This is a genomic window from uncultured Veillonella sp. (assembly GCF_905209685.1).
GTDB lineage: Bacteria > Bacillota > Negativicutes > Veillonellales > Veillonellaceae > Veillonella.
In genome coordinates, this window is the sequence record NZ_CAJLUB010000052.1 from 1 (window position 1) to 11,460 (window position 11,460).

11 protein-coding genes are annotated in these 11,460 nt (G+C 41.6%); 8 read left to right on the forward strand and 3 right to left on the reverse strand.

What is annotated here, in order from left to right:
* The first annotated feature begins 5 nt into the window (after positions 1-5).
* From aroB to QZ055_RS05225, 7 genes are all read left to right on the forward strand, one after another.
* Entirely contained in the window at positions 6-1,058 is a 1,053-nt protein-coding gene (gene aroB, locus QZ055_RS05195) for a 3-dehydroquinate synthase (protein WP_295825112.1), read from the forward strand.
* A 106-nt stretch (positions 1,059-1,164) separates the two neighbouring features.
* Positions 1,165-2,433: a 3-phosphoshikimate 1-carboxyvinyltransferase gene (aroA, locus tag QZ055_RS05200; protein ID WP_295825099.1), complete on the forward strand. Its 1,269-nt coding sequence runs from the start codon at positions 1,165-1,167 to the stop codon at positions 2,431-2,433.
* A gap of 72 nt (positions 2,434-2,505) precedes the next feature.
* Positions 2,506-3,600: a chorismate synthase gene (aroC, locus tag QZ055_RS05205; RefSeq protein WP_295825102.1), complete on the forward strand. Its 1,095-nt coding sequence runs from the start codon at positions 2,506-2,508 to the stop codon at positions 3,598-3,600.
* Positions 3,587-4,726 carry a bifunctional chorismate mutase/prephenate dehydratase gene (locus QZ055_RS05210; RefSeq protein WP_005385244.1) on the forward strand — a complete coding sequence of 380 codons (1,140 nt, stop codon included), beginning with the start codon at positions 3,587-3,589 and terminating at the stop codon, positions 4,724-4,726. The genes aroC and QZ055_RS05210 overlap by 14 nt, the downstream gene beginning before the upstream one ends.
* Before the next feature lie 123 nt (positions 4,727-4,849).
* Entirely contained in the window at positions 4,850-6,085 is a 1,236-nt protein-coding gene (locus tag QZ055_RS05215; RefSeq protein ID WP_295825105.1) for a shikimate kinase, read from the forward strand.
* 310 nt (positions 6,086-6,395) lie between these two features.
* Positions 6,396-7,013, forward strand: a complete 618-nt coding sequence (locus tag QZ055_RS05220; RefSeq protein WP_295825107.1) for a type II toxin-antitoxin system RelB/DinJ family antitoxin — start codon at positions 6,396-6,398, stop codon at positions 7,011-7,013.
* On the forward strand, positions 7,010-7,300 hold the full coding sequence (locus QZ055_RS05225) for a type II toxin-antitoxin system RelE/ParE family toxin (protein WP_119207092.1): 291 nt from the start codon (positions 7,010-7,012) through the stop codon (positions 7,298-7,300). The genes QZ055_RS05220 and QZ055_RS05225 overlap by 4 nt, the downstream gene beginning before the upstream one ends.
* Before the next feature lie 22 nt (positions 7,301-7,322).
* Here the strand turns inward: QZ055_RS05225 and aroD are convergent, their stop codons facing one another.
* The 3 genes from aroD to QZ055_RS05240 form a co-directional block, all read right to left on the reverse strand.
* Positions 7,323-8,117, reverse strand: coding sequence for a type I 3-dehydroquinate dehydratase (aroD, locus tag QZ055_RS05230; RefSeq protein ID WP_285363936.1), 795 nt, complete (start codon positions 8,115-8,117; stop codon positions 7,323-7,325).
* A 301-nt stretch (positions 8,118-8,418) separates the two neighbouring features.
* Positions 8,419-9,651, reverse strand: coding sequence for an MFS transporter (locus QZ055_RS05235; RefSeq protein ID WP_295825109.1), 1,233 nt, complete (start codon positions 9,649-9,651; stop codon positions 8,419-8,421).
* Between the two features lie 93 nt (positions 9,652-9,744).
* Positions 9,745-10,164 (reverse strand): Rrf2 family transcriptional regulator, encoded by a 420-nt coding sequence (locus QZ055_RS05240; protein WP_024066769.1) that lies wholly within the window; start codon positions 10,162-10,164, stop codon positions 9,745-9,747.
* Between the two features lie 143 nt (positions 10,165-10,307).
* Between QZ055_RS05240 and QZ055_RS05245 the strand changes: the two genes are divergently transcribed.
* Positions 10,308-11,460 (forward strand): NCS2 family permease (locus tag QZ055_RS05245; RefSeq protein WP_295825111.1); only part of this gene is annotated, 1,153 nt, incomplete at its 3' end.

An 11,460-nucleotide genomic window follows, 5' to 3' on the forward strand; every position in this document is an offset into this window, starting at 1 on the left:
CTGTTATGACTCGCATTCATATTAACGCGTCCACACCGTATGACGTTGTCATCGAGGAAGGCGCTTTACAACGCATCACCGATTATATTAAACCGTTAAAACCAAATTGCCGTGTTATCATCGTCAGCGACAGCAATGTGGCACCGCACTATTTGGACTCTGTGAAAGCTAATATGGAACGTGCTGGTTATACTGTTTGTGATTATGTGTTCCCTGCAGGTGAAAGCTCCAAAAACGCTCATCAACTCATCGATTTAATAGAGTACATGGCAGCCCAATCGTTAACGCGTAAAGATCTTCTCATCGCCCTTGGCGGTGGTGTTGTAGGCGATATGGCTGGCTTTGCAGCAGCTACATACTTACGTGGTATCGACTATGTACAGGTTCCTACATCCCTATTAGCCGCAGTAGACTCCTCTGTAGGCGGTAAAACTGCGGTCAATCTAGAAGCAGGTAAAAACTTGTGGGGTGCTTTCAAACAACCTATCCTTGTCCTCTGTGATCCTACAACCCTCCATACATTGCCAGACATGGAATGGAAAAATGGTTGTGGGGAAATTATCAAATACGGTTTCCTCGATGTACCAGGTTTATTAACCCAACTCGAACACAAACCATTAATAAAACATCGCGATAGCGTGAGTGCCGTCATCGCTCGTTGCGTTCAAGCAAAGGCGGATATCGTAGAGCAAGACGAACGTGAATCTGGTGTTCGTGCCCTCTTAAACCTAGGTCATACCTTTGGTCATGGTATTGAAAAAGCGAGCCACTTTGAAGTACACCATGGCTATGCTGTAGCCATTGGTATGGTCCTCATGGCACAAGGTGCTATAAAACATGGAGAATTAGATGCAGAAGCGTTAGACAAATTAAAGGTCCTCATCGAAGCACACGATTTGCCAACCACTACGACCATACCAAAAGAAGAAATCCTAGCAGCTGCTAAACATGATAAAAAAAGCGAAGGTGCTACTATAAAAATCGTTATCCCTACTACTTATGGTCATAGCGAACTCAAAGTTGTTACCCACGAAGAGTTAGCAACCTATCTTGATTAAGATAACTTATCTATTACGATTAAGTTATCTAAAGTTTCTAGCACCTACAACCTGCATAATAGTTATTTGTAATATAAGGTTTACCTAATATTTAAAGGAGATTTATATGCATTCCGTAACGAACGCCATCCCTACAGGGACGATTGCGTCTATCCCAGCAAAGGCCCATGCACACCGCGCATTGATTTGTGCAGCCCTTGCTACCTCTCCATCTACTATATTACTGAGTCGTACCTCTAAGGATATCGATGCAACGATGGACTCTTTGCGAGGCTTAGGGGCCCACGTAGTATATGAAAATAAAATTGTTACCGTTACTCCTGGCCCAGCTCCAGCAAAGGGCAATGTAGTACCGCACGAATCAGGCACTACATTACGCCTTTTATTACCTGTAGCAGCATCCATCTGTAACGATGTAGATGTAGATGCTAAAGGTCGTTTACCAGATCGTCCGCTAGAACCTATGCTAGGGGAAATGAAAGCGCATGGCGTAACTTTTTCCCAAGACAAACCGCCATTCACTATGACAGGTCGTCTTCAAGGGGGCAATTTCGCTATGGTAGGAGATGTGAGTAGCCAATTCTTCTCTGGTTTATTGTTGGCAGCCCCTCAAATTGGCTTATCTACCATTACCTCTACTACACCACTACAATCTAGCGATTATGTAACATTAACAACTGAAACTATGCGCGATTTTGGTGTAGAAGTAGAGCATACCTTACCAGATACCGATATTAATGAGGCTTTCACCGTTCCATTTGGTGCATCTTTCATCGGTCGCGATAATTACCAAATCGAAGGCGACTGGTCTAATGCAGCGATTTGGATGGTAGCAGCCGGTATGACGGGCAAACCAATTACTATTACAGGTATGAATAAAAACTCTGTACAAGCGGACCGACGCATCATGCAAGTTATGATTGATGCTGGTTGTGATGTTCTCTGGGATGGAATGAATGTAACGGTCACAGGTCGCGCTTCCAAACCGATTTATGCAGACCTTGAGCAAATGCCTGATATGTTGCCTGTTATGGCGGCCCTCGCTTGCTCTATTACTGGTGAAAGCGCCTTTGTTAAGGGCGCTCGCCTACGTTTAAAGGAATCGGATCGCCTCGTAGCCGTTGCTAATCTCGTGAGAGACTTAGGCGGCACAGTTCGTGAAGACGGTGATGACCTATATATCATCGGTAGTGGTATACTTAAAGGTGGCCAAGGTGATTGTGTAAATGACCATCGACTCGTTATGGCTGGCACATTGATGGCTCTCATCAGTGAAGCCCCTGTTACCTTAAAAGATAGCGAAGCTATCACAAAATCTTATCCAGACTTCTTTGAGGACTGGAACTTACTGGGCGGTAATGCACAACCAATTTAGATTTCTAATCGTATTTGGTGAAATCTAATAGATAATAGAAATAGTACGTGCTATATAGTAGGAGTTAATATAATGGCATCTAATTTCGGTAAAACCATACAGGTATCTACCTTCGGCGCCTCTCATGGGTATGCCATCGGTGGTATTGTAGAGGGTCTACCTTGTGGACATACCATCGATATCGATGAGTTAAAAGCCTTTTTAAAGCGCCGTGCGCCAGGGCAAAATCAATTAACAACACAGCGTAAGGAAGCTGATACACCTGAATTTTTAGCAGGTTTGGTGGACGGCATGCTCAGTGGTTCTCCATTGGCATTTATGATCCGCAACACATCGCAACACTCTAGCGATTATAACAACTTACGCGACATTCCTCGCCCATCTCATGCAGACTTTACAGCTCGTATGCGCTACGGTGACAAGGTAGATATGCGAGGCGGCGGCCACTTCTCGGCACGCCTTACAGCACCTCTATGCGTAGCCGGTGGCATTGCTATCCAACTATTACGCGAAAAATGCATCGAAATTCACGGCCATTTAAAACAAGTGGGAACAATCCAAGATGCTCCTATCAACATGGTTCACCCAGATATGAAAGCATTAGCTAGCATTGCTACAGAGCCGATTGCTATGGTTGATCCAGAAAAACGTAGCGAAGTAGAAAACTTGGTCATGAAGCTCAAAAAAGATGGTGACTCTACCGGTGGTATCGTTGAAGTCGTTGCTACAGGGCTACCAATTGGCCTTGGCAATCCAAACTTTGACGGCATTGAAAACCGACTAGCTCGCGTTATCTTTGGTGTACCTGCTATTAAGGGCATATCCTTCGGCGGTGGTTTCGATATGTGTGCTAAGCTTGGTTCCGAAGTGAATGATGCTTTCACCATGGACGGTGACAAGATTACAACATCTACCAATAATAGCGGTGGTATCCAAGGCGGTATTACCAATGGTTTGCCGCTCGTTATGCAAGTAGGCATCAAGCCAACACCATCCATTTATAAAGAACAACATTCTGTATCACTTTCACAAAAAGAGGACACATTGCTCACCATTCAAGGTCGTCATGACCCATGTGTAGCGCTTCGTGCAGTACCTGTTATCGAAGCTGTAACAGCCCTCGTTATTCTTGATTTCTTAGGAGATATTGACCATGAACTTAGATGAAGTACGCGTTAAAATTAACGACATAAACGATCAGATGCTCGAATTATTCAAAGAGCGCATGGAACTCTCCAAAGATGTTGCCGCGGCAAAGAAAGAAATGAATAAGGCCATTTACGATGCTAAACGGGAACGAGATATTCTCGACAAAGTAACGAGAGATGCAGGCCCTGACCTCGATCTATATGCACGCCGTTTCTTCGAAGCATTATTCAGCTTGAGCCGTACGTACCAATCTGAACAGTTATTCCAAGATAATGAGTTCACTGTAAAAATGAAAAAAGCCATTGAGCAATCCCCTACCTTACCTCCTCAACGAGGCAGCGTAGCTTGTGCTGGCGTATTCGGCAGCAATGCACAAGTGGCATGTGATAAATTATTACCACTTAGCCAAATTCACTACGTAACAGGCTTCCGTGCCGTATTCGATGCCGTTGAGTCTGGTGAATGTCAATTCGGTGTATTACCTATCGAAAACAGCTCCAATGGTTCTGTAAAAGAAGTATATGACCTTCTAGAAGATCGCAAGTGCTATATCGTGCGCGGTACACGCCTATGGATTTCTCATGACCTACTCGTAAAAAAAGGTACAAAACTAGAGGATATTCATACTATCATCTCTCACCCACAAGCATTGGGCCAATGTAGCCACTTCCTAGAAAAATTAGAAGGTGTCGAATTACGCTCCTTTGATAATACAGCACGTGCTGCACAGCTAGTAGCAGCTAGTGATGATCCAGGTGTAGCCGCTATCGCAGCACCTCAATGTGCAGACTTGTACAATTTGTCTCCATTGATGCGCAACATCCAAAACAGCGATAACAACTATACCCGCTTTATCTGCATTAGCAAGGACTTCCATGTATACCCAGGGGCTAATAAAATCTCTGTAGTAACCACAGCAAGCCATGCTCCAGGTGGCCTTGGTACATTGCTTACCAAGTTTGCTAACATCGGCGTAAACCTTACAAAACTTGAGTCTCGCCCTATCGTGGGCCATAACTTTGAGTTCTTGTTCTACCTCGACTTAGAGGCATCCCTAGCGGATCCTAAGGTATTATCTGTTCTAGCAGAGCTTCATACATCCCAAGATAAATTCCGCTTGCTCGGTAATTATCCAGAAAACTAATATATTCCTCTGTACTAGTCCCCATAAGGGTATATATAGTACAATGAATATAGTTATAAAATTCCAATGGCTAATAGGTACCAGCCTATTAGCCATTCTATGTATATTGACCTAGGAGGTCCTATGAAATTTGGTTTACTTGGCCGTACGTTGGGCCATAGCTTCTCCCCTCGCATTCATAGTGCGTTAGGGAATACAAATTATGAATTATTTGAGCGCGAACCAAGCCAATTACAAGAGTTCTTCGCTGATCCAGAATTACAAGGCATTAACATTACTATTCCTTACAAGGTAAATGCCCTTGAAGCTTGTGATGTGGTTGACCCTCGTGCAGAACGCATCGGTTGTGTAAATACAATGGTTCGCAAAGATGGTAAATGGCACGGCTATAATACAGACTATGATGGTTTCGTATTTACCCTACAACATGCAGGTATCGATGTAGCTGGCAAGGAGTGTATCATTCTTGGCGATGGCGCTTCCTCTGCTACTGTTCACGTAGCTCTCGAAGATTTAGGCGCTAAAAACATCGTTCATTTATCTCGTAAGATGGCGCCATTCTATGGTGATGCGCCAAACTATTATGAAACAGCGCAGATTATTATTAACTGTACCCCTATCGGCATGTACCCTCATAATCCAGCCAACCTTATCGATATTACGCAGTTTTCTAAATTGGAAGGCGTTGTAGACCTCATCTACAATCCACGCCGTACGATTTTACTGTTACAAGCAGAAATGATGGAAATTCCTCATTGTGATGGCTTGCCATTCCTTGTTGCACAAGGTGTTGAGGCGGCTAACCATTTCCAAGGTGAAAGCTTTGGCACGAAAGAAATCGAGCAAATCTTGCGCGATATGCGACGTGAAAAGGAAAATATCATCCTCATCGGCATGCCTGGTGTAGGTAAAACAACAGTAGGCAAAGCCCTTGGCGAAGAAATGGGCCGCACTTGCATTGATGTGGATCAAGAGTTAGAAAAAGAAATCGGTGACATTTCCACCTATATTACAGAACAAGGGGAACCAGCGTTCCGCGAAAAAGAAGCTGAAATGATTGCTAAACTCGGCACTCAAACGGGCCTGGTGATCTCCACTGGCGGTGGCTGTGTAACAGTGCCTAAAAACTACGCACACCTACGCCAAAATGGTCGCATTTACCAATTAACACAACCAGTAGAAAACCTATCTACCTCCGGTCGTGTACTCTCTAGTGGTGGTCTAGACCGTTTACGCGAGCTCGAAGAAATTCGTACACCAATGTATGAAAGCTTCGCTCAATGCATAATAGAACATAACCGCAATGCACCAGAAACAGTAGCGGCTATCCTAGAAGACTTCGAAGCAAACCTATTATAATCGTTTGTATAGCGTATTTATAAAACGCTTCACAAATAAATCAGTAAGAGCATCTATATCTGTATTTCTAGATAAAACTAAAACGCATATCATAATACCTATGATATAAACTGAAAAGCAGTAGCTATCCTATGGATAACTACTGCTTTTTTATTTCCCCTATGTATTATATATATTTGTAGAAAACCATATTTGCAATTACAATGTAATTACAAATAGAATTGATTAACGTAAATACCTTTTAATATAAAATCAACAATATGATCAACGAATTACAGTCACAAGCCAAAAGAATACTAGGAGAGATACTATGAAAACCGTAAACCTACAAGTCCGCATCAACGAAGAGCTAAAACAGGAAGTATCTAGCATATTAAAGGCACAGGGCCTATCCTATACATCCATGCTAGACGCACTATTTCGTCAAATTATAAAAGAACGTCGCATTCCTTTCGCTATTGCTTTACCAACAACTCCTACAGAAAAAACACCAACGCCAAGTACACTCAACAATGACGGCACCTACGAACAACCTCGAAGAACATTAAAGGCCTCAGATATTATAAATACGTACGGAACATCAACAGAAAACGAAATAGAAATATCCTTTGATAAAATTGATAAAACAGGCATACTCAATATCCGTATAAACCCTAAAGTTAAGACACTAACAACAGCTATCTTAAAAGAAATGGGATTAACTATATCATTATTGATTACACTAATCTCCAAACAAATACAATTTTCAAAAGCAATTCCTAAGACTGTAAACAAGCCTATCGCTTGTGACTCTATGAATGCAGACTTTCTTACTGACGAAGAAATCGATCAACTACTGGAGTTGTCATATATAGATATAGAACAAGGTAACTTAATTTCAGCTGAAGATCTTTTTGAGCAACTAAAGAAAGAAGGTCTTCTTTTATGAGCTATAAAGTTTTATTTAGTAAGCTTGCTGAAAAAGAAGTGAAAAATATCATTATAAATTTAAAAGAATTTACTCAAGATTTAAATCTAATTCAACAACGACAAGCCGAAATTCGAAATGCAGTCTTTTCACTTGATATTTTTCCTGAACGATATCCTATATATAAGACTAATAATGAAATTTATTATTTTCGAAAAATGGTCACTAAACATTATATTATCTTATACTCTATAAAAAATAAAACTGTAATAATTAAGAAAGTACTAACGCAAGGTATGAGTATATAAAAAGTCGGCTTTCGCCGACTTTTTAATGCACTTTTACGCGTTTATGTTGTTGTTCATCGAAGACGCCATCTACGTCGATGGTATCGAGGATACGTTTTAGTTCATGCACATCGATTTGACCTGGTGCTGATGCTTTGCCAGCGGAGGCAAATGTCATAGCATTACCAAATAGAGCGCCTGCAGTACGTGTAACAGCACCGAGTGGACCCATAGCCATCGTAATGATTGGGTCAGATGGATACAGGGCTTTAACTTCAGCCGTTGCTTCAAGGAGAGTTAATACATCCCCTGTTGTATTAGGCATAACAGCCATCTTTGGCACGTCGGCTAAGAATTCTTTCATTTGAAGAAGACGATTTACAATAACTTCATGACTTGGTGTTCCATTAAAATCATGATTACTCATGATAATTGTAATGCCATGTACCTTGGCAAATTCAATGGTCTTGAGCATTCTATCTTGATCAAAGAAGAGTTCAATATCAATAGCATCTACCAATCCAGTAGGAATGATGCGCTCTAACATAGTGAAGTAATCTTGTGAAGAAATTGATTTCTCCCCACCTTCACCTTTCGTGCGCCATGTAAATAACAAGGCACGACCTTTTAGTTGAGGCTTGATGAGCATTAATAATTCAATAATAGCATCAATGGAGTAGGCCCGCTCGTAATAGTCAATGCGTAGCTCCACTACATGACACGGTGTATTACATGCAACCGCAGTAGCATCTAAAATTTCTTTCATTGTTGTGCCCACAATAGGAACACATATCTTTGTACCCTTTTCGCCGAGTACTGCATGACCGATACGGACCATAATAACTCCTTTCCGTCCCACAGGGTGAGACAAATGACTTACCTTAAACTAACTATATACCAATATTTTGGTAAAAGCAATCAATCCGGCTATATTGGATTGCTATTCACAAAAAGCGTATGAAAGCCCGTTATTATGCACTAAAAATGTATTCTTAGATTATCGATTAACATAATTTTTTGTTATATCCTATTTTCTCGGTCTTATTAAAATTGGTCATATTATTCAATCCTGATGAGTATATCTAATCTCTCTAAATAAAAACTCCACACATAATCGTGTGGAGTAATCATTTATAGCATTATTCGTGCTTGGCAGATAGTTTTCTAGATTGGAATGCCATATATAACAATAACAATCCTGTAATACTAAATACATAGGATATACCAACATAAGTAGATACAATACTAGCAAATACAGGGCCTACCATAGAACCAAATTGTTGAGCTGTTGTTGTCATACCAAACATGCGACCTCTAAAGCTTGGATCTGTATTGAGTGTTACAGCTGCACTCAAGGATGGATTAATGCCTACAATACAAGAGCCTATTAAGACTTGTAAAATACCAAACCACCAAATGCCCACTGGCAAGCTTTGAAGCAAGAGAACGATGCCACTTCCCATCATGCAGTAGGAAATGGTCTTAAAATAACCACGGCGTTCACCAAGGCGAACCCATAGATTTGTCGTTAAAGATCCTGCTAAGCCGCCGATACTAAGGATTGTACCAGAAATCATAGCAGCCCCTTCCATGGTACCTTGCATATCTCCAACATAGAGAGCCAAGATAGGTTGCAACATCATGATAGCACATTGCATGAAGAAGAAAATCCAAAGCAATCGTACTAGCACAGGCTGTTGTTGAACTGCTTTAAAGTCTTCACGTAAGGATGTAGATTTAGTAGGTTGAGCCGGCTGTTCTTTTCCATCAGAACCTGTAGCATGTAATTTTGGTTCTTTCACAAAAAATAATACGGCCAAAGTCGCAATAAATACAACAATACCAGATACATAAAATACAGGTCGCATGCCTACAACACTCTCAACAGCGCCACCTAAAAACGGGCCAATGACATTGCCTAAGATAAGACCGGTTTGAAATATACCTAATGCTCTACCAACCTGTTTTTCATCAACACTAAGGGACACCATAGTCATTGCCGCTGGATAGAATCCATTAGCAAAACCAACGAGGGCACGACCCATGAGTAATTGATATTGATCTGTAACCAAGCCAATTAATACATAACAGATAGCGATGGCAAAGCCAGCACGCAAGGCCATCCGTTTTTTACCTTTATTGTCGGCAATCTTGCCCCATATAGGAGCCATAATGCCTGCAATGAGAAAGGTAATACCGAAAACGAGACCCGACCAAAGAGCTACGTCAGCCTTTGGAACGCCTAATTCTAAGAGATAGATAGGCAAAAACGGAATGATCATAGTGTAACATATGGCTAGCACTGTCATGGCCGCCGTAATAATCCATACATTGCGCATGCCACCGCGAGCGTCATATGTAGTTGTACTCATTCGGTCCCTCCTTTCATATATAAAAGTATATATAGCAAGATACTTTTACATTCTATATAAATAAGAGCCGCATATGATACGCGACTCTCTCATTTATTCCGTTGGAAACTTGTGATCCATTACATCCTGTAAGGATACGCGTTCCATAACGTGACGGAATTCATCTTGCAAGTACTGCCACAATGGAGCAGTCAAGCAATCGTTAAACATCGGACATGGCTCTACATCGTCTTCTAAGCAAGATACGAGAGCAATGGAGTCCTCTGCAGCATATAAAATTTCATATACATTGTATTCAGCAGGTAATTTCACCAAGCGATATCCACCGTATTTACCACGTCCACTTTTAACGAGGCCAGCGGAGGATAAGCGAGATACAATCCCTTCTAAGTATTTATCGGAAAATCCTTGGCGTTCTGCAATCTCACGAATTGGTACATTTTTTTCTACCCCGTGCTCTGCAATATCCGCCAATATCCGTAAGGCATAGCGCCCTTTTGTAGATATTTTCATAAGTTAACCTCTAAGTCATTCATAATATATTTATAGTATATCACAAATTCATACAAAAAATGGTGGGAAATATGATACACTATACATATATCGAAATATTTTATTTGGGTATTTTTTAATTTCATATAGGAGGATGTTATCTAATGTTAGATAAACTATTTCAACTCAGTGAACGCGGTACAACTGTTAAAACCGAAATTTTAGCTGGTATTACTACGTTTATCACGATGGCGTACATCCTATTCTTGGCGCCAAACATTCTTAGTCTCGGAGGGATGGATAAAGATGCAGTCCTCATCGCTACTGCCTTAGGTGGCGGCCTTGTAACGATTGCTATGGGTTTATTCGTAAACTATCCGATTGCCCTCGCTCCTGGAGTTGGCCTCTTAGCCTTTTATTCCTTTACCGTAGTTCTCGGTATGGGCGTATCCTGGCAAACAGCATTAGGTGCGGTATTCATTTCAGGTCTCGTATTCCTCGTATTAACACTTACGTCGATACGACAAATGATTGTTGAAGGCATCCCTGCCTCTATGAAGGTTGCCATTACCGTTGGTATCGGCCTCTTCATCGCTATCATCGGCTTGAAATTGTCCGGCTTGATGGCTATCTCCATTAGTTTGTCTCCAAACTCCTTAGGTCAAGTTGTGCAAACACACGGTAATTTAGTGCCCCCTGCGTCCGAAGCACTCTTAACGCTCGGTAATTTGCACAGTGGCGAAACATTGTTGGCTCTATTCTCCCTCATCTTTACAGCTCTATTGATGGCTCGTAAAATTCAAGGTTCCCTCTTGATTGGTGTGGTAGTAACAACAATTGTATCCTATGCTACTGGCCTTTCCACAATGCCTGAGAACTTTACTGTATTAGCAGTGCCTGATTTCTCTAAAGCAGCATTCCTTCAATTAGATATTCCTGGTGCGCTCCACATGGGCTTAATCACGATTATCTTCTCCTTCACCTTCGTAGAATTGTTCGACTCCATGGGTACTTTGATTGGTACTGCTACAGAGGCGAAAATTGCAGATCCTAAATCTGGTAAATTCCCAGGTCTTGGTAAAGCCATGACTGTCGATGCTATCGGCGTTAGTGCTGGTGCGTTGCTCGGTACGTCTACGATTACTGCCTTCGTTGAAAGTGCGGCAGGTGTAGGTGCTGGTGGCCGTACAGGCTTAACAGCTGTTACAACAGGCGTATTGTTCTTAATCTGCTTGTTCTTAGCTCCAATCGTATCCTTGGTGCCAAATGCAGCCACATCTCCTGTTCTTATCATCGTTGGTGCCCTTATGTTAGGTG

Excerpts from the sequence above, each read along its gene's own strand:
- aroC (WP_295825102.1), top strand. The coding sequence starts at position 2,506 with ATGGCATCTAATTTCGGTAAAACCATACAGGTATCTACCTTCGGCGCC.
- aroB (WP_295825112.1), top strand. The coding sequence starts at position 6 with ATGACTCGCATTCATATTAACGCGTCCACACCGTATGACGTTGTCATC.
- QZ055_RS05210 (WP_005385244.1), top strand. The coding sequence starts at position 3,587 with ATGAACTTAGATGAAGTACGCGTTAAAATTAACGACATAAACGATCAG.
- QZ055_RS05225 (WP_119207092.1), top strand. The coding sequence starts at position 7,010 with ATGAGCTATAAAGTTTTATTTAGTAAGCTTGCTGAAAAAGAAGTGAAA.
- QZ055_RS05235 (WP_295825109.1), bottom strand. The coding sequence starts at position 9,651 with ATGAGTACAACTACATATGACGCTCGCGGTGGCATGCGCAATGTATGG.
- QZ055_RS05240 (WP_024066769.1), bottom strand. The coding sequence starts at position 10,164 with ATGAAAATATCTACAAAAGGGCGCTATGCCTTACGGATATTGGCGGAT.
- aroD (WP_285363936.1), bottom strand. The coding sequence starts at position 8,117 with ATGGTCCGTATCGGTCATGCAGTACTCGGCGAAAAGGGTACAAAGATA.
- QZ055_RS05220 (WP_295825107.1), top strand. The coding sequence starts at position 6,396 with ATGAAAACCGTAAACCTACAAGTCCGCATCAACGAAGAGCTAAAACAG.
- aroA (WP_295825099.1), top strand. The coding sequence starts at position 1,165 with ATGCATTCCGTAACGAACGCCATCCCTACAGGGACGATTGCGTCTATC.
- QZ055_RS05215 (WP_295825105.1), top strand. The coding sequence starts at position 4,850 with ATGAAATTTGGTTTACTTGGCCGTACGTTGGGCCATAGCTTCTCCCCT.